Origin of the sequence: Streptomyces sp. L2 (assembly GCF_004124325.1) — a bacterium.
In the GTDB taxonomy this organism is placed as follows: Bacteria; Actinomycetota; Actinomycetes; order Streptomycetales; family Streptomycetaceae; genus Streptomyces.
The window spans coordinates 5,708,616-5,731,165 of sequence record NZ_QBDT01000001.1; the positions used below are offsets into that span (position 1 = coordinate 5,708,616).

21 protein-coding genes and 1 other RNA gene are annotated in these 22,550 nt (G+C 72.9%); 12 read left to right on the plus strand and 10 right to left on the minus strand.

From position 1 onward, the window contains the following. Positions 1-46 precede the first annotated feature (46 nt). Positions 47-1,540, plus strand: a complete 1,494-nt coding sequence (locus DBP14_RS25470) for an RNB domain-containing ribonuclease (protein ID WP_129309441.1) — start codon at positions 47-49, stop codon at positions 1,538-1,540. Positions 1,541-1,577: 37 nt separating this feature from the next. Here the strand turns inward: DBP14_RS25470 and DBP14_RS25475 are convergent, their stop codons facing one another. Further along, positions 1,578-3,143, minus strand: coding sequence for an FAD-dependent oxidoreductase (locus DBP14_RS25475; RefSeq protein ID WP_241741037.1), 1,566 nt, complete (start codon positions 3,141-3,143; stop codon positions 1,578-1,580). 74 nt (positions 3,144-3,217) lie between these two features. Here DBP14_RS25475 and DBP14_RS25480 point away from each other — a divergent pair, with 74 nt between their 5' ends. The 3 genes from DBP14_RS25480 to rnpB all read left to right on the plus strand — a co-directional run bounded on the left by DBP14_RS25480 (position 3,218) and on the right by rnpB (position 6,256). Then, complete coding sequence (locus DBP14_RS25480; protein ID WP_129309442.1) at positions 3,218-3,862, plus strand: TetR/AcrR family transcriptional regulator; 645 nt, start codon at positions 3,218-3,220, stop codon at positions 3,860-3,862. Between the two features lie 252 nt (positions 3,863-4,114). Continuing rightward, entirely contained in the window at positions 4,115-4,939 is an 825-nt protein-coding gene (locus tag DBP14_RS25485; RefSeq protein WP_129309443.1) for an AraC family transcriptional regulator, read from the plus strand. A gap of 914 nt (positions 4,940-5,853) precedes the next feature. After that, positions 5,854-6,256, plus strand: an RNA gene (gene rnpB, locus DBP14_RS25495) — RNase P RNA component class A. Between the two features lie 73 nt (positions 6,257-6,329). Here rnpB and DBP14_RS25500 read toward each other — a convergent pair. After that, on the minus strand, positions 6,330-6,770 hold the full coding sequence (locus DBP14_RS25500; RefSeq protein ID WP_129309444.1) for an ATP-binding protein: 441 nt from the start codon (positions 6,768-6,770) through the stop codon (positions 6,330-6,332). A 126-nt stretch (positions 6,771-6,896) separates the two neighbouring features. Here DBP14_RS25500 and DBP14_RS25505 point away from each other — a divergent pair, with 126 nt between their 5' ends. Together DBP14_RS25505 and DBP14_RS25510 are read left to right on the plus strand one after the other, a co-directional pair. Then, positions 6,897-7,745, plus strand: coding sequence for a helix-turn-helix transcriptional regulator (locus DBP14_RS25505; protein WP_129309445.1), 849 nt, complete (start codon positions 6,897-6,899; stop codon positions 7,743-7,745). Beyond that, on the plus strand, positions 7,745-7,999 hold the full coding sequence (locus DBP14_RS25510; RefSeq protein ID WP_129309446.1) for a DUF397 domain-containing protein: 255 nt from the start codon (positions 7,745-7,747) through the stop codon (positions 7,997-7,999). Before DBP14_RS25505 ends, DBP14_RS25510 begins: the two co-directional genes overlap by 1 nt. 2 nt (positions 8,000-8,001) lie before the next feature. On the opposite strand, the gene DBP14_RS25515 is transcribed toward DBP14_RS25510, so the two are convergent. Next, positions 8,002-8,352 (minus strand): MazG-like family protein, encoded by a 351-nt coding sequence (locus tag DBP14_RS25515; protein WP_129309447.1) that lies wholly within the window; start codon positions 8,350-8,352, stop codon positions 8,002-8,004. Positions 8,353-8,401: 49 nt separating this feature from the next. Further along, positions 8,402-8,953, minus strand: a complete 552-nt coding sequence (locus DBP14_RS25520; RefSeq protein ID WP_129309448.1) for a DoxX family membrane protein — start codon at positions 8,951-8,953, stop codon at positions 8,402-8,404. Positions 8,954-9,128: 175 nt separating this feature from the next. Here DBP14_RS25520 and DBP14_RS25525 point away from each other — a divergent pair, with 175 nt between their 5' ends. Both DBP14_RS25525 and DBP14_RS25530 read left to right on the plus strand, forming a co-directional pair. After that, positions 9,129-9,455 (plus strand): nuclear transport factor 2 family protein, encoded by a 327-nt coding sequence (locus DBP14_RS25525; protein WP_129309449.1) that lies wholly within the window; start codon positions 9,129-9,131, stop codon positions 9,453-9,455. Between the two features lie 118 nt (positions 9,456-9,573). Continuing rightward, on the plus strand, positions 9,574-10,881 hold the full coding sequence (locus tag DBP14_RS25530) for a serine hydrolase (RefSeq protein ID WP_129309450.1): 1,308 nt from the start codon (positions 9,574-9,576) through the stop codon (positions 10,879-10,881). A gap of 250 nt (positions 10,882-11,131) precedes the next feature. Here DBP14_RS25530 and DBP14_RS25535 read toward each other — a convergent pair whose 3' ends face one another. Continuing rightward, positions 11,132-11,902 carry an SDR family oxidoreductase gene (locus DBP14_RS25535; protein ID WP_129309451.1) on the minus strand — a complete coding sequence of 257 codons (771 nt, stop codon included), beginning with the start codon at positions 11,900-11,902 and terminating at the stop codon, positions 11,132-11,134. 98 nt (positions 11,903-12,000) lie between these two features. After that, positions 12,001-13,020: a Gfo/Idh/MocA family oxidoreductase gene (locus tag DBP14_RS25540; RefSeq protein ID WP_206739346.1), complete on the minus strand. Its 1,020-nt coding sequence runs from the start codon at positions 13,018-13,020 to the stop codon at positions 12,001-12,003. An 87-nt stretch (positions 13,021-13,107) separates the two neighbouring features. Between DBP14_RS25540 and DBP14_RS25545 the strand changes: the two genes are divergently transcribed. The 4 genes from DBP14_RS25545 to DBP14_RS25560 all read left to right on the plus strand — a co-directional run bounded on the left by DBP14_RS25545 (position 13,108) and on the right by DBP14_RS25560 (position 17,886). Then, positions 13,108-14,418 carry a multidrug effflux MFS transporter gene (locus tag DBP14_RS25545; protein ID WP_129309452.1) on the plus strand — a complete coding sequence of 437 codons (1,311 nt, stop codon included), beginning with the start codon at positions 13,108-13,110 and terminating at the stop codon, positions 14,416-14,418. Further along, positions 14,370-15,638 (plus strand): serine hydrolase domain-containing protein, encoded by a 1,269-nt coding sequence (locus DBP14_RS25550; protein WP_206739347.1) that lies wholly within the window; start codon positions 14,370-14,372, stop codon positions 15,636-15,638. The genes DBP14_RS25545 and DBP14_RS25550 overlap by 49 nt, the downstream gene beginning before the upstream one ends. Positions 15,639-16,069: 431 nt before the next feature. Continuing rightward, entirely contained in the window at positions 16,070-17,053 is a 984-nt protein-coding gene (locus tag DBP14_RS25555) for a small ribosomal subunit Rsm22 family protein (protein ID WP_241741286.1), read from the plus strand. A gap of 107 nt (positions 17,054-17,160) precedes the next feature. Beyond that, positions 17,161-17,886 (plus strand): bifunctional DNA primase/polymerase, encoded by a 726-nt coding sequence (locus DBP14_RS25560; protein WP_129309454.1) that lies wholly within the window; start codon positions 17,161-17,163, stop codon positions 17,884-17,886. 125 nt (positions 17,887-18,011) lie between these two features. Here DBP14_RS25560 and DBP14_RS25565 read toward each other — a convergent pair whose 3' ends face one another. The 4 genes from DBP14_RS25565 to efeO all read right to left on the minus strand — a co-directional run bounded on the left by DBP14_RS25565 (position 18,012) and on the right by efeO (position 22,477). Beyond that, the gene (locus DBP14_RS25565; RefSeq protein ID WP_241741287.1) at positions 18,012-18,938 is read right to left on the minus strand and encodes a hypothetical protein; all 927 of its coding nucleotides are present in this window, start codon (positions 18,936-18,938) and stop codon (positions 18,012-18,014) included. Positions 18,939-19,167: 229 nt separating this feature from the next. After that, positions 19,168-20,043, minus strand: coding sequence for an iron uptake transporter permease EfeU (gene efeU, locus DBP14_RS25570; protein WP_129309455.1), 876 nt, complete (start codon positions 20,041-20,043; stop codon positions 19,168-19,170). A gap of 3 nt (positions 20,044-20,046) precedes the next feature. After that, positions 20,047-21,324 (minus strand): iron uptake transporter deferrochelatase/peroxidase subunit, encoded by a 1,278-nt coding sequence (gene efeB, locus DBP14_RS25575; protein WP_129309456.1) that lies wholly within the window; start codon positions 21,322-21,324, stop codon positions 20,047-20,049. A gap of 16 nt (positions 21,325-21,340) precedes the next feature. After that, positions 21,341-22,477, minus strand: a complete 1,137-nt coding sequence (efeO, locus tag DBP14_RS25580) for an iron uptake system protein EfeO (RefSeq protein ID WP_129309457.1) — start codon at positions 22,475-22,477, stop codon at positions 21,341-21,343. Between the last annotated feature and the right edge of the window lie 73 nt (positions 22,478-22,550).

A 22,550-nucleotide genomic window follows, 5' to 3' on the forward strand; every position in this document is an offset into this window, starting at 1 on the left:
AGGGTACGGGGTGCCTGCCACCCGCCCCCGACCTACGCTCGGGAGTATGCCCCGCCGCCCCATCCGCGTGACCGGCACCCCCGAGGCCCCCCTCAGGGCCGCCCTCACCGCGCTCCGAGCCGAACTCGGCGTCCCGGAGACCTTCCCCGCCGAGGCGCAGGCGGAGGCCGAGCAGTCGGCGAAGGCCCCCGCCCTCACCTCCCACGACTCCCACGACGCCACCGACCTCCCCTTCTTCACTCTCGACCCTCCCGCCCGTCGCCCGCCACCACCCTTCCAAAGAGTCGCTGCGCGACCACCTCTTGATTCCACCGACCTCGACCAGGCCACCCACCTCTCCCGGCACGGCACCGGCTACCGCGTCCGGTACGCCATCGCCGACGTCGCCGCCTTCGTCGTACCCGGCGGCCACCTCGACGCCGAGACGCACCGCCGGGTGAACACCCTCTACTTCCCCGACGAACGCGTCCCGCTGCACCCCGCCGTGCTCAGCGAGGGCGCCGCGAGCCTGCTCCCGGACGGCGTCCGCCCGGCGGTGCTGTGGACGATCGACCTGGACGCGGACGGCCGTACCGGCGCTGTCGACGTACGCCGGGCCCTGGTCCGCAGCCGCGCCCGGCTGGACTACGCGACCGTGCAGCAGCGGATCGACAGCGGCCGGGCCGAGGAACCGCTCGCCCTCCTCAAGGAGATCGGCGAGGCCCGCGAGCGGCTGGAGGTCGAACGCGGCGGCATCTCCCTGAACGTGCCCGAGCAGGAGATCACCGAGCAGGACCACACCTACCACCTCGCCTACCGCGCCCCGCTGCCCGCCGAGGGCTGGAACGCCCAGCTCTCCCTGCTCACCGGCATGGCCGCCGCCGACCTGATGCTGGCCCACGGCACCGGCGTCCTGCGCACCCTCCCGGTCGCCCCGGACGGCGCCGTCGCCCGGCTGCGCCGTACCGCCGTCGCCCTGCACGTCGACTGGCCGCACCACCTGTCGTACGCGGGCCTCATCCGCGGCCTCGACCCGCACCGCCCGAACCACGCGGCCTTCCTCCAGGAGTGCACCACCCTCCTGCGCGGCGCCGGCTACACCGTCTTCCGGGATGGCGTCCTGCCCGGCATCACCACCCACTCCGCCGTCGCCGCCCCCTACGCCCACTGCACGGCACCGCTGCGCCGCCTCGTCGACCGCTACGCCTCCGAGATCTGCCTCGCCGCCGTAGCCGGGCAGGCCCCGCCCGACTGGGTGCTCGCCGCGCTCCCCGCTCTCCCGCACGAGATGGCCGACGGCGCCCGGCGCGCGGGCACGGTCGAACGGGAGTGCGTCGACATCGTCGAGGCCGCCCTGCTCAAGGACCGGGTGGGGGAGGTCTTCGACGGCTGCGTGGTCGAACTCTCCGACCACCAGCCGACCGTCGGCACCGTCCAGCTGGACTCCCCGGCGGTCATCGGCCGCATCGAGGGCGAGCACCTGCCGCTCGGCCGGCGCCTGCGGGTCCGCCTCACCCGGGCGGACCCGGGCACGGCGAAGATCCTGTTCGCACCCGCGTGAGCCCGCCGCTCTCGTGTCCGCCGACGGCGGCCGGGGCTCAGGGGGCGCCGACCGGGTCCCGCTCGCCCAGCCACTGACGCAGGGCATCGCCCAACTCCTGCGCCTTCGTGCCGTCCGTGCCCTCCGCGGTGTCCGCCGCCCAGGCCACGAAGCCGTCCGGGCGGACGAACAGGGCGGCGAGACGGGGCCGTTCCGGGCAGGCGACGGTGCGGACGTCCAGCCGGTCGGCGTACCCCTCGGCGCGGGCGCGCAGCGCGCCGTCGTCGGCGAGGTCGAGCAGCAGGGCGCGGCCGGTGTGCAGGTGGTCGCCGAGCCGGGTGCCGTCGGTCAGGGCGAGGTCGGGGGCGCTGCGGCCGGTCAGCGGGTGGCCGCCGGGAAGGTCGTAGTGCTGCCAGATGCCCGAGATCCGCGTGACCAGGTGGGTGGTGCCGTCGGTGGTGTGCGCCAGGTCGGTCATCACGCGGCGCAGGGCGCGGGCGTGCGGGTCGGGCCGCATCACCGCGATCTGCGCCCGGGTCCAGTCGAGCACCCAGGCGCCGATGGGATGCCGTTCGGCGGTGTAGCTGTCGAGCAGCGTCTCCGGCGCCCGCCCGGCCACCACGGCGGCGAGCTTCCAGCCCAGGTTCATCGCGTCGCCGATGCCGAGGTTGAGCCCCTGCCCGCCGAACGGCGAGTGCACATGGGCCGCGTCCCCGGCGAGCAGCACCCGGCCCTTGCGGTACTCGGAGACCTGGCGGGCGTTGTCCGTGAACCGCGTCGCCGAGACGACCTTCTCGACGCTCACCTCGGGCACCCCCGTCACCCGGCGCAGGCTCGCCTGCAACTCCTCGGCGGTGACCGCCGCGGACCGGTCGGCGGGGGGCCCGTCGAACTCCACGGTGAGGATGCGGCCGGGGAAGGGACCGTGGACGTACGTCCCCACGTCCGTGGTGTTCCAGCCGGGCAGGAGCCGCTCGTCGCCGGTCATCTCGACGATCGCCTGGTAGCCGGTGATCTCCGGGTCGGTGCCGGGGAAGCCGAACCCGGCGAGCTTGCGGACCGTGCTCCGGCCGCCGTCGCAGCCGACCAGCCAGCCGGCCCGCACCGGGCCCCTGCCCGTCCGTACGGTCACCCCGTCGTCGTCGGCCTCGAAGCCGGTCACCTCCACGCCCCGGCGCACCTCGACGCCCAGCTCGGCGGCCCGGCGGCCCAGGATCCGCTCCAGCTCGGCCTGCGGCACGACGAGGCCGGCCTCACGGGCGGGGCCGAGGTCGGCCCAGGCGGGGTCGGAGCCGTCGAACAGGTCCGCGCCCATCATGATCCCGGCGAAGTGGCCGAGGAACTTCGCCGGCGGACGGGCCGGTTCGCCCTTCTCCCCCTGACGGTCCCTGAAGGCGCGCAGGTGCTCCAGCGCCGCCTCCCACACCGCGTTCAGCTCCGGCAGCAGGCCCCGCCGGTAGAACGACACCGCGCTCGGCACGTTGACCGAGCCGGCCTTGATCGTCTCGTCCACCTCGGTGAGCCGCTCCACGGCCAGCACCCGAGCCCCGCCCAGCCGCAGCTCGCACGCGAGGAAGAGCCCCACCGGCCCCGCACCGGCCACCACCACGTCGTAATCCGTCACCCGCACAATGTAGTCACTAAATCTTTTGACTGGCTACACTTTCGGACTGTCGGGCCCCGGACTATCGTCCCCCCATGGACGAGTCCCCGCCCCAGGAGCCGCGGTCCCTGCGCGAACGCAAGAAGAGACAGACCCGGCAGCGGATCTCGGACATCGCCACGCTCCTGTTCCGCGAGCGCGGCTTCGACAAGGTGACCGTGGCGGAAGTGGCAGCCGCCGCTGGAGTCTCCACGATGACCGTCTTCAACTACTTCCCGCGCAAGGAGGACCTGTTCCTCGACCGCATCCCCGAGGCCGCCGCCCTGTTCGCCGGCGCCGTACGCGACCGCGCGCCGGGCGAACCCCCGCTCGCCGCGCTGCGCCGCCTCACCCTCCGCCTCCTCGACGAACGGCACCCGCTGGGCGGGGTGGGGGAGACGCTCCCGCCGTTCTGGCGGATCGTCGCCGCGTCACCCGCGCTGCGGGCCCGCGCCCGCGAGGGCCTCGACGAGGTCGAGACGGCCCTGGCCGCGGCCCTCACCGAAGCGGCCTCCGCCGACCCGGGCGTGCCGGCGGCCGACCCCGTCCTCCTCGCCGCGCTCACGATCGCCGCGTACCGCACGGTGGTCACCGCCTCCCTGCGCCGCCTGTCCGCCGGGGATCCCGTGGAGGAGGTGGCCGAGGACCACCGGGCGCGACTGGGGTCGGCGTTCGACGCGCTGGAGCGGATGACGGGCTAGGCCGGCGGGCCCGTGCGGACCGCACCGGCCGACCCGTGCACCGGCCGACCCGTGCACCGGCCGACCCGTGCACCGGCCGACCCGTGCGCCGGCGGGCCCGTGCGGACCGCACCGGCCGACCCGTGCGAGCCCGCGGGTATGGAAGTGCCCCCGCCAGGTGTTGCACCCCGTACGCGACTGACGGGCTTCGCTCGGTGGGCCGTCGCGACCGACGGGCTTCGCTCGGTGGGCCGTACGAAGAAGGGGGTGCCCATGGCAGAACAGGCGCTGTGGACGAGGGCCCGGCTGGGCCGCTGCGGCCCCCCGCTCGACCTGCTCACCGCGAACTTCCGCCGGCACACCTACGCCCCGCACGCCCACGACGAGTACACGATCGGCGTCTGCGTCGGCGGCTCCGAGATCATCGACTACCGGGGCGGCCACATCCGCACCGGCCCCGGCTCGATCGTCGTCCTCGACCCCGGCGAGATGCACACCGGCGGCCCCCAGAACGCCACCGACGGGTACGCCTACCGCGCCCTGTACGCCGACCCGTCCCTCCTGGCCGACGGCACCCTCGGCGGCCTCCCGCACTTCCGCGAGCCCCTCCTCGACGACCCAGAGCTGACCGCCGCCCTGTGCCGCGCCCACACCGAACTCAGCGCCTGCCCCGATTCGTTGGAGGCCGAGTCCCGCCTGCCCTGGCTGCTGACCGCCCTGGCCCGCCGCCACTCCACGGCACGTTCGGCGCCCGACCTCATTCCCGGCGCCGGGGCGATAGCGCGCACCGTCCGCGACCGCCTGGCGGACGAACTGACGGCACCCCCCTCCCTCGCGCTCCTCGCGTCGGACCTGGGCCTGTCCCGCTACCAACTCCTCCGGGCCTTCCGTACGACCATGGGCATACCGCCGTACGCCTGGCTCGCCCAGCACCGGGTGGCCAGGGCGCGGGAGCTGCTGGCGGCCGGACTGCGCCCCGCCGAGGTCGCCCCCCTCGTGGGCTTCGCGGACCAGGCCCACCTGACCCGCTGGTTCCGCCGGGTGCTCGGGGTGACGCCGGCGGCGTACCGCAACAGCGTTCAAGACTCACGCCGCTGACCTGTCCGAAACTCGCCGTATGACTGCACGCGGCTGGTTCCTGTTCTCCCTGATGGGAGTGATCTGGGGGATCCCCTACCTGATGATCAAGGTGGCGGTGGACTCGGTGTCCCCGCCCGTGGTGGTGTTCACGCGCTGCGCGCTGGGCGCGGCCCTGCTCCTCCCCTTCGCGCTCCGCCAGGGCGGCCTCGGCACCACGGTCCGCACCCACTGGCGCCCCCTGCTGGCCTTCGCGTGCCTGGAGATCATGGTCCCCTGGTTCACCCTGACCGACGCGGAACGGCACCTGTCCAGCTCGACGTCGGGCCTGCTGATCGCGGGCGTACCGATCGTCGGAGTCGTCGCCGCCCGCTTCTTCGGCCAGACGGAACGCCTGGGCCCCCGCCGCGTCACGGGTCTGGCCCTGGGTTTGGCTGGCGTCACGGTCCTCACCCTCCCGCACCTCACGGGCGGCGACACCCGCTCCCTCTTCGAGGTCTTCCTGACGGTGGTGGGCTACGCGACGGCCCCCCTCATAGCCGCGCGCAGCCTGAAGGACGTCCCGTCCCTGCACCTCACCGCGGCCTGCCTGACCCTGGCGGCCCTGGTCTACGCCCCGGCGGCGGCCCTCACCCGCCCTGCGTCCGTCCCCGCCCCCTCCGTCCTGGCCGCGCTGGCCGGCCTGGGCGTGATCTGCACGGCGGTCGCGTTCGTGGCGTTCCTGGAGCTGATCAAGGAGACGGGCCCGACGCGGGCGACGGTGATCACGTACGTCAACCCGGCGGTCGCCGTCGCGGCAGGCGCCCTCTTCCTGAACGAGAGCCTCACCCTCCCCGTCCTGGCCGCGTTCGCCCTGATCCTGGCCGGCTCGGTCCTCGCGACCGCCGCCGCACCGACCAGGCGCGGACGCCCGGTACCATGGTCCACACGGCAGACGAGCCGGGCGGACGGCCGCGTGGAATCCCCTTAGGGGACTCCCCGAGGAACGTCCGGGCTCCACAGGGCAGGGTGATGGCTAACGGCCACCCGGGGTGACCCGCGGGACAGTGCCACAGAAAACAGACCGCCGGAGACTTCGGTCCCCGGTAAGGGTGAAACGGTGGTGTAAGAGACCACCAGTGCCCAGGGCGACCTGGGCAGCTAGGTAAACCCCACCCGGAGCAAGGTCAAAAGGAAACACCCCGGTGTTTCTGCGCGGACGTTCGAGGGCTGCCCGCCCGAGTCCGCGGGTAGACCGCACGAGGCCGGTGGCAACACCGGCCCTAGATGGATGGCCGTCGCCCCGGCGTCCGCGAGGACCCCGGGGAACAGAACCCGGCGTACAGCCCGACTCGTCTGCCGCTATGTGCGCCTTGTCCCGGAAGGGGCCTCCGACCCGCGTCGGAGGCCCCTTCTGCTGCTCCACCGGTTGTCAGGGCAGCGGAAGGCAGGCCCAGACCGTCTTGCCCGACGGTGGGTACGGGGCGGTGCCCCAGCGGGTCGCCAGCGTGTCGACCAGGAGCAGGCCGCGGCCGGACTCGGCGGTGGGGGCGGTGTCGCGGGGCCGGGGCGGGCGGTCGCCCCGGGGGTCGGCGACCTCCACGCGGAGTGTGCGCGGGGTGTCCAGAGTGAGGCTGAGGCGGAAGCAGCGGCCTCTCACCCTGCCGTGGGTCACCGCGTTCGCGGCCAGCTCGGCGACGACGAGTAGCGCCGACTCGACAGGCGTACTGGAGGCCGGCCGGCCCCACTCCACCAGCTGATGAGCCGTCAACAACCTCGCCAGACGGGCACCGCGGGGCGTCGCGCTGAGGAGCTGAGTGAAGCGGGGCGGAGTGGGAGCGGTGAACCGGGGGGTGGAGATTTGTGACTTCATGTCACCGAGCGTGCTCGGCTCGTTCTAACCTGACCAGGAATTCCCTTGGTACGGAGGGTGTGCGTACCGGTACGGAACGTGTGCCGTACCGGGTGTCGGCCGTGACCTGGCAGGGCGGAGGACGGGGTGTCGGAAACACCGGAGCCGTACGACGACGGTGAGTTGAGCAGTGACCTGGTGCGGGCCATCGGCAAGCAGGTGAGGCTGCTGCGCGAGCGGGCCGGGCTCACCCAGAAGGAGTTGGGGGACCGGCTCGGCTACAGCGAGGACCTCATCTCCTCGCTGGAACGGGGCAGGCGCACGCCCCAGGCCGAGTTCCTGATCGCCGCGGACGAAGTGCTGGGCGCGGGCGGCATGTTGAAGGCCGTCATCGAGGACATCGAGAAGGCCAAGGCGCGGGCTCGGGTCCGGCATCCGGCGTGGTTCAAGGATTACGCCCGGCTGGAGCGGGAGGCCGTGGAGATCAACGACTACAGCTGCCATGACATCCCCGGGCTGTTCCAGACCGAGCGACGGATCCGGGCGCTGTACGAGATGCGGAAGCCTTTGCTGGACGAGGAGACCATCGAACTCCGGGTGGCCTCGCGGCTGGCGAGGCAGGAGATCCTGACCCACTGGCCGCCACCCATGATCAGCTGCGTCATCGACGAGTCCGTGCTACGACGGCCCCTTGGCGGCCCGGCGGTGCACATGGAGCAGTTGCAGCACCTGCTCCGGCTGGCTGGTCTGCGCAATGTGGAGCTGCAGATCATGCCGACCGAGCGGACCGAACACGCCGGAATGGGCGGGTCGTTCATCCTGCTGACACCCAAGGGGAAACGGCAGGTTGGGTACACCGAGGTGCAGGACTCCGCCCGCTTGTCCACTGACCCGGAGGAAGTACGTATCCTGGCCGCACGCTACGGAAGCATCAGGGCTCAGGCGCTCACCATGCAGGAGTCCATCGCCTTGATCGAGAGCATGCTGGGGGATTGATGAGCACCGCCGAGCCCGAGCACCTGGCCTGGTTCAAAAGCAGCTACAGCGGCAACGAGGGTGGCGCTTGCCTGGAAGTCGCACTTGCCTGGGTAAAAAGCAGCTACAGCGGCAACGAGGGCGGCGAATGCCTCGAAGCCGCCGCCACCCCCCACGCCGTCCACATCCGGGACTCCAAGGCCCCCGCCCGTGCCCAACTGCGCTTTGGCGCCCCGCAGTGGACCGCCTTCGTGAGGTTCGCCGGAACCCGCTGACGTCAGCGCGGAGCCTGGTCACGCGGCCCGAGCGGTCGCTGCCGTACGGCCGACAGGTGCTCCTCGAACACCGCCCGTGCCTCCGGTGTCAGCGTGCGGAGCGCCACCAGCGCGGTGATGGCCACGTCGCAGAGTTCGGACTGGACGTCGTCCCAGGTGTGGGTGACGCCCTTGCGGGGGTTCTGGCCGGTCGCGCCGATGACCGCCTCGGCCACCTCGCCGACCTCCTCGGAGAGTTTCAGGATGCGGAGCAGGACGCCTTCCCGGCCGGCGTGCGCGCGGGTCGCCTCCAGGCGGGTCCAGAGGTCGTCGACGGAGGTCCACAGGTCCGGGTGGTGTGTGTCGTCGGTCATGGCGTGCAGGGTGCCATGAGGGGGTGACATTCCGCTCCCGCGGCAAGCGTCAGTCCTCGAACAGGGGCTCCTGCTCCGGCTCCTCCTTGTGGTGGACCCGCCTCGCCCGCATGCCGATCACCACGGCCGTGGCCGCCGCCGTCACGCCCATCGCCGCCGGGACCATCCAGCCCCGGTCGACGACGTGGCCGAGGGCGTGGTCGAGGGAGTAGCGGCCGGGGCCGGTGATGGCGAGGCCGGCCGCGGCGAGGCCGAGGCTGGCCGCGTGCTCGTAGCCGCCCTCGGCGGCGAAGAAGCCGTTGGGCATGTGGACCGCCGACGCCCCGGCCATCGCGCCGACCGCCGCCGCGCCCGCCGCCGGGGTCGCCAGGCCCAGCGCCAGCAGGGTGCCGCCGCCCGCCTCCGCGAGGCCCGCCATCGTCGCGCTCGCCTTGCCCGGCGCGTAGCCGACGGACTCCATGAACTGGCCCGTGCCCTCCAGGCCGTGCCCGCCGAACCAGCCGAACAGCTTCTGCGCGCCGTGCGCGGCGAGCACCCCGCCGGTGCCCAGCCGGAGCAGCAGCAGGCCCAGGTCACGTCGGTTGGTCGCGGTCGCGGTCACGGTGACTCCCCAGCAGCAGAGACGAGTGGTGGTGGTCGGGAGACCAGTCGGTCGGGAGACCAGTTGTCCCCTCCCGCGTTTCCACCCTCACACCCCTCACACCATCGGGCGCGCCCGCGATGCCGTTCGGGTGGTGGGAGTGGCGGCGGCGGGGGAGCGGTGTGAGCCTGGCGCCATGCCGATTCAGCCAGCCAAGCTCTCGGACCCCTCCGTCCGCGCCTTCGTCACCGCCGTCAACGCGCACGACCGCGAGGGCTTCATGTCCCTCCTCTCGCCCGACGCCACCATGGCCGACGACGGCTCCGACCGTGACCTCGCCCAGTGGATCGACCAGGAGATCTTCTCCTCCCACGGCCACATGGACGTCGACAACGAGTCCAACGGCGGCCACTCCCTCATCGCCCGCTACCGCAACGACACCTGGGGCGAGATGCGCACCCGGTGGAGCTTCACCGTGGAGGATGATGGCCGGATCTCGCGGTTCGAGACCGGGCAGGCGTAACGGCGGAGACGGTGCGGCGAGCGTCGAGAAAATCGGTTCTTCATAAGACAGCAAAGTCCTGGCCCAATGAGGTGCTCCCCCTCGGAAGGCCCTGTTGGATGCGGTGTACGGTCCCGGGATGCGCGATTGTTCCCGGCTCAGCCGGCGTGCCGCCCTCGGGCTGACGGCCGCCGCCCTTCCCCTGTCCGAGACCACCCCCGCGGCGGCCGCCCCGGCCGCGGCCTCGACCGTCATCGGGGGCGAGCGGCTCGCCCGCGGCGGGGTCCAGCTGCGCGGTGCGACCGGACTGCCCAAGAAGCTCAACGCCCGCGCCTGGCTCCTCGCCGACTGCGACAGCGGCGATGTGCTCGCCTCGTTCAACGCGCACCGGCGCCTGGCGCCCGCGTCCACGCTGAAGATGCTGTTCGCGGACACCGTGCTGAAGAAGTTCGACCGTACCGACCGGCACAAGGTCACCGACGCAGACCTGGCGGACATCCCGGCCGGCTCCAGCCTCGTCGGCATCAAGCCTGGCATCACCTACACCGTCGAGCAGCTCTGGCAGGGCGTGTTCCTGCGCTCGGGCAACGACGCCGTGCACGTGCTCGCCCACATGAACGGCGGGGTCGCGCGGACGGTCGCCGAGATGCAGGCCAAGGCGGAGGACCTGCAGGCGCTGGACACCCACGTGATGAGTCCGGACGGCTTCGACCACAAGGGGCAGTACTCGTCGGCGTACGACCTCACGCTCTTCGCCCGCCACGGGCTGAAGGACCCCGACTTCCGCGGCTACTGCGGCACCCGGACCGCCGACTTCCCGGCGGGCGGGAAGAAGACGTTCCAGATCCAGAACACCGACCGCCTGCTGACCGGCGCGTGGGGACTGAAGACGTACGACGGCCTGATCGGGGTGAAGAACGGCTACACCAGCCACGCCGGCAACACGTTCACCGGCGCGGCCACGCGGAACGGGCGGACCCTGCTGGTCACCGTGATGCACCCGGCCGTCGGCACGAACGCCGTCTACGAGGAGACCGCCGCGCTGCTCGACTGGGGCTTCGGCAAGGGGAGTTCGGCGCAGGCGGTGGGCACGCTGGTGAAGCCGATCAGCGAGGGCGGGGCGCCGAGCGCGAGTCCGGCGCCCACGCGGAAGACGGCCCACGGGGCGGCCGGCGCCCCCGGCGCCTCCGGCGGCTCCGCGTCCGGCAGGCCGTCCACCTGGCGGCTGCTGGAGGGCGCCGCCGGCACGGTGGTGCTGCTCGGCGCCGGAACCTGGGCGCTGCGCCGGCGGCGCTCGGCGGCAAAGGCGACCGCGACGGCAGCCGCAACCGCAACGGCAACGGCAACCGCGGCGGGCTCGACGGCGGCGGGCTCGACCGGCTCGACGGCGACGGGCGGCACGCCTTCCCGTCAGGAACCGGAGTCCGGCGGCAAGCACCGGCGTTGAAGGCCGCGGCAGCCGTTCCACCCACCGGTGTGTACCCGCGTTCCGGCGCGGGTCCACCCCCAACCCCGGTCGGTGGAACGGCTGCCGACTCCCCCCTCGGTATGGCACGGAGACAAGTGCTCCAACTGTGAAGCTCTTGTGGAGGAAAGTTGACCATACCTCCCCGACCGGCCGCAATAGCACGGACGTTCAAATTCCGTTTGTGCCAAGCTGGTCGGTTCGCAGAGGGGAGGCGGGACCCGCGGCCGGCTCAGCCGCGCCCCACGTACGGCATCGCCGTCGCCAGCACCGTCGCGAACTGCACGTTCGCCGCCAGCGGCAGCTCCGCCATGTGCCGCACCGTGCGGGCCACGTCGGCCACGTCCATCACGGGCTCCGGGGCGACCTCCCCGTTGGCCTGCAGCGCACCCGTCTGCATCCGGGCCGTCATGTCGGTCGCCGCGTTGCCGATGTCGATCTGCCCGACCGCGATGTCGTACGGCCGCCCGTCCAGCGACAGTGACTTGGTCAGGCCGGTCAGCGCGTGCTTGGTCGCCGTGTAGGCCACCGAGTGCGGGCGGGGCGTGTGCGCGGAGATGGAGCCGTTGTTGATGATCCGGCCGCCGCGCGGGTCCTGGCCCTTCATCTGCCGGTACGCCGCCTGCGCGCACAGGAACGCCCCGTTGAGGTTGGTGTCCACCACGTGCCGCCAGGCGTCGTAGGGCAGGTCCTCGACGGGGACTCCGCCGGGCCCGAAGGTGCCCGCGTTGTTGAACAGCAGGTCGACCCGGCCGAACCGGGCGACGGTCGCCGCGAACAGCGCGTCCACGTCCGCCGGCCGGGACACGTCGGTGCGCACCGCGAGCCACGGGCCGCCCGGCGCCTGTTCCGCCGTCTCCTCCAGCGTGTCGGTGTGCCGGCCGGCCAGGGCCACCGACCAGCCGGCGCCCAGCAGTTCCACGGCGACGGCCCGCCCGATGCCGGAACCGGCACCGGTCACCACCGCGATCTTCGTCTGCCTGTCAGTCTTGGCCTCAGTCATGGCCGCAGGGTAAGCGGGAAGTCCGCCATGCGGAATCAGGTATCCGCCATACGGTCAGCCGCAGGGACGCGGCCACGGCCACCCGGCACCGGACACGGTCACCCGGCGACGGCCGGCACCCGCTCCTCCCCCGGATAGCGCACCCCGATCCGCTCCCGGATCGCGTCCAGCGTCCGCATCACCGCGAGACTGCCCTCCAGCGGCACCAGCGCCGACTCCCTCTCACCCGCCCGCAGCGCCCGCATCACCTCGACCGCCTCGTGCCGCAGGCTGGTGCGGGGCCCGTCGGCCGGGTCGGCGGTGAACTCCTCCGCATCACGGCCGTCGCGGTGCAGGACGAACCGCTCCGGGTGGAAGAAACCGGCCGGGACGTCGATCCGGCCGAGCGTGCCGGTGACCGACGCGGTCGTCCCCGTACCGCCCGTGATCGAACAGTGCACCGAGGCCAGCGCGCCGCTGTCCCAGGAGAGCAGGGCGCCCGTCTGGAGGTCGACGCCCTCCTCGGACAGCGTCGCGCTCGCGGCGATCCCGTCAGGCTCGCCCAGCAGTAGCTGCGCGAACGACACCGGGTACACGCCGAGGTCCAGCAGCGCCCCGCCGCCCATCGCCGGGTCCCGCAGCCGGTGCGCCGGCGGGAAGGGTCCCGCCAGCCCGAAATCGGCCTGCACCGTGCGCACCGCACCGATCGCGCCGTCGTCCACCAGTGCGCGCAGCCGCCGGACCAGCGGATTGCAGTACATCCACATGGCCTCCATCAGGAAGCGGTCGTGCTCCCGGGCCAGCGCCACCAGCTCCGCCGCCTCGCGCGCGTTCAGCGTGAACGCCTTCTCGCACAGCACGTTCCGCCCCGCCTCCAGGCACAGCCCGGCCGCCGCCCGGTGCGCCGCGTGCGGAGTGGCGACGTAGACGACGTCGACGTCCTCGTCCCGGGCGAGGGACTCCCAGTCGCCGTACGCCCGCGGGGCCCCGAACCGGTCGGCGAACGCACGGGCCGACTCCTGGCGCCGCGAGGCCACCGCCACGATCTCCGCGTCCGGGAGATCGACCAGGTCCGCGGCGAAAGCGGCCGCGATGCCGCCGGTCGCCAGGATGCCCCACCGCACGCTCTTTTCCGCCATCCCCGCCCCACCCTCGCTCATGTGTGCCTCGGCAGCCTGTACGAGCTGAGAGCATAGGTCCCGATTGGTTGAAACAGGGAGGGAAACATGCGCGAGCGCGCGCCGGCACCGGACAGGGGCGGTACGACGAAGGGCACGGCAAAGGTCACGCCTACGCCTGCGCCGACGACCACCGACCGCCGCCGTACCGGACTGCTCGTCACCCTCGTCCTCGGTGGCCTCACCGCCACGCCCCCGCTCGCGATGGACATGTACCTCCCGTCCCTGCCGGAGGTCACCCGCTCCCTGCACGCGCCCGCCGCCACCGTCCAGCTCACCCTCACCGCCTGCCTGCTCGGCATGGCGCTCGGACAGCTCGTCGTCGGCCCGATGAGCGACCGCTGGGGACGCCGCCGCCCCCTCCTCGCCGGCCTAGCCGTCTACCTCGTCGCCACCGCGCTGTGCGCGTTCGCGCCCACCGTGGAGACCCTGGTCGTCTTCCGGCTGGCCCAGGGCCTCGCCGGCGCCGCCGGGATCGTTATCGCGCGGGCCGTCGTACGCGACCTGTACGACGGCGACGCCATGGCCCGCTTCTTCTCCACCCTGATGCTGATCTCCGGGGCCGCGCCGATCGTGGCACCGCTCATCGGCGGGCAGATCCTGCGGGTGACGGACTGGCGGGGCGTGTTCGTGGTCCTCACCGTCGTCGGGGCCGCCCTCGCCACGCTGGTCTGGCTGCGGCTGCCCGAGACCGTGCCACCCGCCGAGCGGCATTCCGGGGGAGTCGGCGACGCCCTGCGCGCCATGCGCGGCCTCCTCGCCGACCTGCCCTTCACCGGCTACATGCTGGCCGGCGGCTTCGCCTTCGCCGCGCTGTTCGCCTACATATCCGCGTCCCCGTTCGTCATCCAGGAGATCTACGGCGCCTCCCCGCAGACCTTCAGCCTGCTGTTCGGACTCAACTCCGTCGGGCTCGTCGTCGCCGGGCAGATCAACGGCAAGGTGCTGGTCGGCCGGGTCAGCCTGGACAAGGTGCTCGCCGTCGGCCTCACCGTGATCGTGCTCGCCGCGACCGCCCTGCTGCTGATGTCCACCGGCGCCCTCGGCCACGTCGGCCTGGCCCCGATCGCCGCCGCCCTGTTCGTCCTGATGTCGGCGATGGGCATCACCCTCCCCAACGCCCAGTCACTCGCCCTCCTGCGCACCCGGCACGCCGCCGGCTCCGCCTCCGCGCTGCTCGGCACCTCCTCCTTCCTCGTCGGCGCGGTCGCCTCCCCGCTCGTCGGCGTAGCGGGCGAGCACACCGCCGTACCGATGGCGATCGTCCAACTGGCGGGTGCGCTGGTCGCCACGGCCTGCTTCGTGGGAATGTGCCGTCCCTGGAGGGAGACGGCCGCGCCGGAGGGAGAGCGGAACTGAGCGCACCGAGACTGCGCGTCGACACCCCGGACCGGGCCGGACTCGACGCCGGCCGACTCGGGCACCTGGTCGCCGAGGTGCACGGCCTCACCACGGGGGACCGCCCCTGGGCGGCCGGCGCCGTGGTGCTGGCCGGGCGCGGCCCCGTCACCGCGGTCGCCGAGGCCGCCGGCTGGGCCGTGCGGTACGCCTCCTACGACCCGCACACCGGCACCGGCGTCGAACTGCCGCCCGCCGCCCGGGTCCCGATGACCGTCGGCACGCCCTTCGACCTGGCCTCGCTCACCAAGCTGTTCACGTCCGCCGCCGCCGTGCAGCAGATCGAACGCGGCACCCTCGGCATCGACGCCCGCGTGGGCGCCTACCTGCCCGAGTTCACCGCCGCCGCGGAACACGGCGTCACCGTACGGCAGCTGCTCACCCACACCTCCGGTCTGCGCCCCGAACTCCCGCTGTACGACTGCCCGGACGACACCGCCCGCCTGGACCTGCTCCGCGCCGAGGCACCCACCACCCCACCCGGCACCTACGTCTACTCCGACCTGAACATGCTCCTGCTGCAGCTCGTGCTGGAGCGGATCACCGGCCGGACCCTCGACGTCCTCGTCCGGGACGGCATCACCCGCCCGCTCGGCATGACCGCGACCCGCTTCGGCCCCTGCCCGGGGGCCGCCGCCACCGAGGACCAGCGACGGCCCTGGGCCAAGGCGGACCGGGGCATGCTGCGGGGCGTGGTGCACGACGAGAACGCCTGGGCGCTCGGCGGGGTCGCCGGCCACGCCGGGCTCTTCTCCACGGCCCGCGACCTCGCCGTGTTCTGCCGCACCCTGCTCGCCGGCGGCGCCTACGGCCCCGCGCGCATCCTCGGCCCCGACTACGTCGACCTCCTGCTGACCCCGCCCGGCCTGGGCTTCGCCGTCGACCAGCCCTGGTTCATGGGCGAACTCGCGGGCCGGGGAGCGGCCGGCCACACCGGGTTCACCGGCACCTCCCTGGTCCTGGACCGCGCCACCGACACGTTCCTGGTCCTCCTGGCCAACACGGTCCACCCCCGCCGCCGCCCACCCGACAGCACCCCCCGGTCCACCACCGCGACCCACCTGGCCCGCGCGGTCCACAACACCTCCCCGGCTTGCGACCCGGGCCGGGACGGGGAGCCGCCGGGGGAGCGGGAGGGGCCGCTGCCGGAGGGGCGGGAGGGGCCGACGGGCCAAGGATGAGCCAGCCTGCCGCCGGTCGTGGCTTCACGATGACGGCCTGCGGCGGCATGGGGCCCCGGGCGGTCCCGCGCTCCTGCCGGCCCCGGGGTTCCCAGCGGCCCAGGGCTCCGGGCGGTCCAGGGCTCCCGGCGGTCCAGGGCCCCCGCGGTCCAGGGCTCCCGGCGGTCCAGGGCTCCGGGCGGTCCAGGGCCCCCGCGGTCCAGGGCTCCGGGCGGTCCAGGGCTCCCGGCGGTCCAGGGCCCCCGCGGTCCAGGGCTCCGGGCGGTCCAGAGCTCCCCGCCGTCCCGGGTTCCTGCCCGGTTCAGTGCGCCCCGGGCCCGCCATAGAATCGCCGGGTGAACGACCCCGTTGCCCCGGCCGAAGCGTCCGCCGAAGCGCCGCCCGCCGAAGCGTCCGTCGAAGCGCCGCCGGCCGAAGCGTCTGCCGATGCCCTGCGCAGGGCGCTGTCCGCGCTGCTCGACGGGCTGCCGCCCCGGCAGGCCACGGGTGCGGTGGAGCGGCTGATCGCAAACTACCGGGGCGCGACCCCGACCGACGCCCCGATCCTGCGGGACCGCGCCGACGTCGCCGCGTACGCCGCCTACCGGATGCCGGCCACCTTCGAGGCGGTGCGCTCCGCGCTGGAGGCGTTCGCAGAGGCCGTGCCCGGCTGGGCGCCCGGCAGCCACGTGGACGTCGGCGGCGGCACCGGCGCGGCGACCTGGGCCGTCACCGCCACCTGGGACGGCGTCCGGCCGGTCACCGTGCTCGACTGGGCGGAGCCCGCCCTTGCCCTCGGCCGGGAGCTCGCCGCCGCCAACCCGGCCCTCGCCGGCGCCCACTGGCAGCGCGCCCGGATCGGAGCGGCCCTCACCCTCGGCGGCACCGACCTAGTCACGGTGTCGTACGTCCTCAACGAGCTCGCCGACACCGACCGCGCCGCCCTCGTCGACGCCGCCGCGGCCGCCGCGCGGTCGGTCGTGATCGTCGAGGCCGGCACGCCCGCCGGATACGCGCGCGTCATCGAGGCCCGCGACCGGCTGGTCCGCGCCGGGTTCCGGATCGCCGCGCCCTGCCCGCACAGCGCCGCCTGCCCCATCGCCCCCGGCGCGGACTGGTGCCACTTCTCCGCCCGGGTCAGCCGCTCCTCCCTGCACCGCCAGGTCAAGGGCGGCTCACTGCCGTACGAGGACGAGAAGTTCAGCTACGTCGCCGCGACCCGCCTGCCCGCCGCCCCGGCCCCCGCCCGCGTGGTCCGGCGCCCGCAGATCCGCAAGGGCCAGGTGCTCCTCGACCTGTGCGAGCCCGACGGACGGCTCGGCCGTACGACCGTCACCAAGCGGCACGGCGACCTCTACCGGTCGGCCCGCGACACCGCCTGGGGCGACCCCTGGCCACCCGCGGACCGGCCGACTGACCCCCCGGCCCAGGTGTGAGGCGCATCTCCCCACGGCCCCCCACATCCGCGGTCCGGCCACCCCGAAGCACGCGAAGGTGGGACCATGGGGCATGCTGTGGGCACACCAGCGAGGCGAGGGGATAGATGAGCGCGACGTTCGGCGGTCGGAGTGGTCGGCAGGGCAAACTCTCCCAGTGGCTGTTCGGACGCCGCCCCAAGGAGGCAGCCGGCGACGACGGCCGTGAGGCCCTCCTGCTCGCCGCCGCCGCGGCGGGACTGCCCCTCGCGCCCGCCGCGCACCCCGGATCCGGCTACGGCTGCTCCTGCGACCGCGTCGGCTGCCCCACCCCCGCCCGGCACCCGGTGTCGTTCGCCTGGCAGACCCAGTCGACCACCGACCGCTCCCAGATCGAACGCTGGGCCCGGCACCAGCCGCAGGCCAACTTCATCACCGCGACCGGAATGACGCACGACGTCCTGGACGTACCCCTGGAGGCCGGCCGGGAGGCGCTGGAGCGGCTGCTGGAGGCCGGCGTCGAGGTCGGACCGGTCGCCGAGAGCGACGACGGCCGCCTGCTGTTCTTCACCCTCACCCGGGGCACCCCCGAGGACGAGGACGAGTGGTGGCCCTGCGAGCTGGACTGCCACCCCGAGACGATGGACGAGCACCCGGGGCTGCGGTGGCACTGCCGGGGGTCGTACGTGCTGGTGCCGCCCGCGCGGCTGCCCGGCGACGACGGGCGGGCCGTGCGGTGGGTGCGGGGGGTGGAGTTCGCGCTGCCGGATCCGCTGAGTCTGCTGGAAGTTCTCACGGACGCGTGTGCGCGATGCGGTGACCATGCTGGTGAGGCTTGGCCGTTGCGCCATTGAGGGTGCGCGTTGCTGCGCGGGCGCGGCTGGCGGGTGCGTTGTGGCTTGTCGCGCCCACGCGGCGGCAGCCGCACATCAGACACAGCCCCGCGCCCCTTTCAGGGGCGTTTTCCTGCGGTGGCTTTTTAGGCGCCCTGGGCTGATGTCAGGCCCTGTACTCGGCCGAGTAGGGAGATGGGGGCCGCCCCCGCCGGGTCCAGGGCTGTTTCGTTGGAGATGAACTCCATCGTCAGAGACTGTTTGATCTCGCCCTTGGTGAGGGCCTGGACGCTCTTGTTCGGGGTGGGGACCGAGGTGCCCGGAGCGGCGGTCTGCTTCTGGTAGTGGTGCGTGGTGAAGAAGACCAGCGCGCCGCCGTCCGCCGTGCGCAGCGCCAGCGGCGCGTAGTCACCGTTCGTCAGCGGCTTGTCGATGAACTGGGTGACCAGGCCCGGCTTTTGGGCCACCCGGGCGCGGTTCGCCCGCTCGACGCTGGTGAACGCGCCGTTCGCGAACGTCTTCCCGCCGTCCTCCAGATAGCCGGTGTAGGACTCGCTCAGTTTGCCGGGGGACACGGCGAGACCGGTCGAGTCGGCCGGTACCGCCTCCGCCCAGCCGTCCGCGTCCGTCTTGAACTTCGGTATGTCATCGGGCGCGACCAGCGTCAGGTACGCCACCTGCCAGGGGTCGGTGAGGTCGTCGCGGGTGAACACCAGCAGCCAGTGCGCGCTGCCGCCCTTGTTGCTCCGGGTGTCGGCGACGAACCAGCGGGGCCAGCCGGCCTTCTTCGGGATGGTGAACTTGGCGTCGGTCAGCTTGAGCGGGGTGTGGTAGGCGTTGCCGCTCGGGCTGTTGGCGTGCCCGGCCCGCAGTCGCGCGGAGTCGATGTCGGAGAGCGGCCCGGTGACGTAGTTCTCGTCCAGGGACGTGTCGTAGGCCTTGTCCGCCTTGTTGTACGCGGCGGTGAACGCGGCGAGCGCCTTGGCCGCCTCGGCGCGGGTGGCGGTCGGCAGCACCTCGCGCTCCCCGTGCACCACCACGCACCCGCTCGCCGTCAGCGACACGGCGGTCAGCAAGACGGCTATGAGTGCGTCGCGGCCACGCCTGCCAAGCCCCGGATGCCTGCCGAGCCCCGGACGTACGCGAAGCCCACGACGGCTGTGAAGCCCGAGTCGACTGCGAAGCCCACGTCGCCCGCGAAGCCCACGACGACTGCGATCCCTGCTCATGACGTGCCTTCACCTTCCCCTTCCCGGAGGCGAACCCTACCGGGACGGGGAGAGGGCCGGGTGGCCGGTTCCCTCACTCCGACGCCGGGACCCCGTCCGCGACGGGGGCGGCCTGCTTGCCCGGGCCGCCGCCGCGCAGGCGCGCGCGGAACTCCGGGGTGAGGAGGAAGACGCCCAGGGTCGGCACCAGGTACACCGCCCACAGCGTCAGCTGTACGACCGTCGGGTCCGGCTGGAAGTTGAAGACGCCCTTCAGCAGGGTGCCGTACCAGCTGTCCGGCGGGATCGTGTCGCTGATGTCGAACGCCAGGTGGTTGATGCCCGGGATCCAGTTGGCCTCCTGGAGGTCGTGGAAGCCGTACGCCAGCACGCCCGCCGCGACCACGACCAGCATGCCACCGGTCCAGGTGAAGAACTTCGCCAGGTTGATCTTCAGGGCGCCCCGGTAGAACAGCCAGCCGAGCAGCACCGCCGTGGCCAGGCCCAGCGCGACGCCGATCAGCGGGCGCGGGGTGCCGTCGCTCGCCGCGTGCACCGAGGCCCACACGAACAGCGCGGTCTCCAGGCCCTCCCGGCCGACGGCCAGGAACGCGGTGGCGACGAGGGCGCCGGTACCCAGCGCGAGGGCCGCGTCCAGCTTGCCGTGCAGCTCGGACTTCAGGTGCCGGGCGGTGCGCCGCATCCAGAACACCATCCAGGTCACCAGGCCGACGGCGACGATGGACAGCGAGCCGCCGAGCGCCTCCTGCGCCTCGAACGTCATCTCCTGCGAGCCGAACTCCAGCGCGCAGCCGAAGCCCATCGCGATGAGGACGGCGGCGCCGATGCCCAGCCAGATCGGCTTCAGGGCGTCCCGGCGGCCGGTCTTGACCAGATAGGCGATGAGGATGCAGACGACGAGGGACGCCTCCAGGCCCTCGCGCAGACCGATCAGGTAGTTGGAGAACACGGGCTACGCCTCCTCGGTGAACAGCGTGCGGCCCCACCAGTCGCCGGAGTCCCGGACGCCGGGCGGGATCGCGAAGACCGCCGAACCCACGTGCTGGATGTACTCGTTGAGCGCGTCGTGCGCGGACAGCTTGCGCTGCAGCGGGATGAACCCCTCGCGCGGGTCGCGCTGGTAGGCCAGGAAGAACAGGCCGGCGTCGAGCCGGCCCAGGCCGTCGGTGCCGTCGGTGAAGGAGTAGCCCCGGCGCAGGATCGTGATCCCGTGGTTGGAGTCGGGGTGCGCGAGCCGGACGTGCGCGTCGGGCTTCATCGCCTTCAGGAACGGCTTGTCGTGCTCGTGCGCCTTGCCGACGGGGGCGCCCTCGCGCTTGTCCCGGCCGAACACGTCCTCCTGCTCCTGGAGCGAGGTGCGGTCCCAGGTCTCGATGTTCATCCGGATCCGCCGGGCGACCAGGTACGACCCGCCGGTCATCCAGTCGGGTCCGTCGCCGTCTCCGACCCACACGTACTTCTTCAGCCGGTCGGTCTCGGTGCCCGCGATGTTGCGGGTGCCGTCCTTGAAGCCCAGCAGGTTGCGCGGGGTCTGCGCGTTCGGGGTGGTGGAGGAGGTCTTGCCGAAGCCGAGCTGCGACCAGCGGATGGCGACCGTGCCGAAGCCGATGCGGGCCAGGTTCCGGATGGCGTGCACCGCGACCTGCGGGTCGTCCGCGCAGGCCTGGACGCACAGGTCCCCGCCGCTGCGGGACTTGTCCAGGTTGTCCCCGGCGAACCGGGGCAGGTCGACGAGCGCCTCGGGCCGCTTGCCGTGCAGCCCGAACTTCTCGAACAGCGACGGACCGAAGCCGATGGTCAGCGTCAGCCGGGACGGCTTGAGGCCCAGCGCCTCACCGGTGTCGTCCGGCGGCGCCTCGGGCAGCCCGCCGTACGCGCCGTCGCCGACCGTCTTGCCGCCGGTCATCCGGTGGGCGGCGGCCGTCCACTCCTTCAGCATGCGGACGAACGCGTCGCGGTCGTCGGTCTTCACGTCGAACGCGGCGAAGTGCAGCCGGTCCTGCACCGCGGTGGCGATGCCGGCCTGGTGGGCGCCGTGGAAGTCCACCGCCGCGCCCATGTCGGCGCCGGCCGGGTCCGCGTCGCCGCCCGCGTCCGCCGCGGCCACCGCGCCGCCGGCCACGGCGGCACCGAGCGCGAGCCCGGCACCGCCCCAGCCGATCAGCGCGCGGCGCGAGGGACCGCCGTTCCCGGTCGCTTGCGTGTCCTGAGTGTCCTGCGTCTCGGTCATCGCCCTGCCCCCTTGCTTACTTCACGACCGCTGCGGCGAGCTTGGACAGCGGCTCGGCGAGCGCGTTCACCGCGTCGGAGAGCTGCTTGCGCTGTGCCTCAGTGACCTTGTCGTAGGAGACGAACTCGTCGGAGGACTTGCCCGTGCGGTAGGTGTCCAGCTGGGTGTTCAGGGCGCTGAACTGCTTGTCCAGCTCCTTGGTCAGCGCCGGGTCGTTCTTGGCCGCGACGGGCTTCAGCAGCTCGTACGCCTTCTGCGCGCCCTCGACGTTGGCCTTGAAGTCGCTCAGGTCGGTGTGCGAGTAGCGGTCCTCCTCACCGGTGACCTTGCCGGTGGCGACCTCGTCCAGCAGCTCCTTGGCGCCGTTGGCCATGGAGGTGGGGGTGATCTCGGCCTTGCCGACCCGCTGCTGCCAGTCCTTGAGGTCGGTGACGAGCTGGGCCGCGAGCGTCTTCTGCGCCGGGCCGATCTTCTTGTCCTGCCACAGCGCCTTCTCCAGCGCGTGCCAGCCCGTCCACTTCTGGCCCTTCTCCAGGCCGTCGGCGCGGGTGTCGGTCTTGGGGTCGATGTCCCCGAAGGACTCGGCGATCGGCTCGGTGCGCTCCCAGCCGACGCGGGAGGGGGCGTACGCCTTCTTGGCGGCTTCCAGGTCGCCGGCCTCGACGGCCTTGGCGAAGGTCTCCACCTTCGGGATCGTCGCGTCGGCCTGCTCCTGCGCGTACTCGCGGTAGGCGGCGACGGCCTTGTCCAGCGCGGGGTCCCGCTTCGCGGTCGCGTGGCCGCCGGTGACGGTGAGCTTCTGGCGGACGCCGTGGCCCTTCATGCCGGGCCGGCAGGCGATCTCGTACGACCCCGCCTTCACCTCGGCGGTCAGCGTGTACTTGGTGCCGGGGCCGATGTTCTCCTTCTCGGAGACGATCCGGTCGTCCGGGAAGAGGATCTCGACCTCGGTCGCCTTCGAGCCCGTGTTCTGGATCTTCAGGGTGACCTGGCCGGCCGGCACGGACTTCGCGGAGGTGTCGCACGTCGAGTCGGCGGCCGTGACCTTGATGGCTTCGCCGTCCTTGGCGTCGCTCTTCGCGGTGCAGGCCGAGAGGGCGGTCAGGGCCGCCACGGCGGTGGCGGCGGTGACGGTCAGTCGGACGGCTCGCATGCGGACTCCTGCGGAGGTGGTGTGGTGAGGCTGCCCTAACTTAACCCAGGCTTACCTCACTGCTACCCACCGG

Coding starts and splice junctions, on each gene's coding strand:
- DBP14_RS25470 (WP_129309441.1), top strand. CDS start 47: ATGCCCCGCCGCCCCATCCGCGTGACCGGCACCCCCGAGGCCCCCCTC.
- DBP14_RS25480 (WP_129309442.1), top strand. CDS start 3,218: ATGGACGAGTCCCCGCCCCAGGAGCCGCGGTCCCTGCGCGAACGCAAG.
- DBP14_RS25485 (WP_129309443.1), top strand. CDS start 4,115: ATGGCAGAACAGGCGCTGTGGACGAGGGCCCGGCTGGGCCGCTGCGGC.
- DBP14_RS25500 (WP_129309444.1), bottom strand. CDS start 6,770: ATGAAGTCACAAATCTCCACCCCCCGGTTCACCGCTCCCACTCCGCCC.
- DBP14_RS25510 (WP_129309446.1), top strand. CDS start 7,745: ATGAGCACCGCCGAGCCCGAGCACCTGGCCTGGTTCAAAAGCAGCTAC.
- DBP14_RS25515 (WP_129309447.1), bottom strand. CDS start 8,352: ATGACCGACGACACACACCACCCGGACCTGTGGACCTCCGTCGACGAC.
- DBP14_RS25525 (WP_129309449.1), top strand. CDS start 9,129: ATGCCGATTCAGCCAGCCAAGCTCTCGGACCCCTCCGTCCGCGCCTTC.
- DBP14_RS25530 (WP_129309450.1), top strand. CDS start 9,574: ATGCGCGATTGTTCCCGGCTCAGCCGGCGTGCCGCCCTCGGGCTGACG.
- DBP14_RS25535 (WP_129309451.1), bottom strand. CDS start 11,902: ATGACTGAGGCCAAGACTGACAGGCAGACGAAGATCGCGGTGGTGACC.
- DBP14_RS25540 (WP_206739346.1), bottom strand. CDS start 13,020: ATGGCGGAAAAGAGCGTGCGGTGGGGCATCCTGGCGACCGGCGGCATC.
- DBP14_RS25545 (WP_129309452.1), top strand. CDS start 13,108: ATGCGCGAGCGCGCGCCGGCACCGGACAGGGGCGGTACGACGAAGGGC.
- DBP14_RS25560 (WP_129309454.1), top strand. CDS start 17,161: ATGAGCGCGACGTTCGGCGGTCGGAGTGGTCGGCAGGGCAAACTCTCC.
- efeB (WP_129309456.1), bottom strand. CDS start 21,324: ATGACCGAGACGCAGGACACTCAGGACACGCAAGCGACCGGGAACGGC.
- efeO (WP_129309457.1), bottom strand. CDS start 22,477: ATGCGAGCCGTCCGACTGACCGTCACCGCCGCCACCGCCGTGGCGGCC.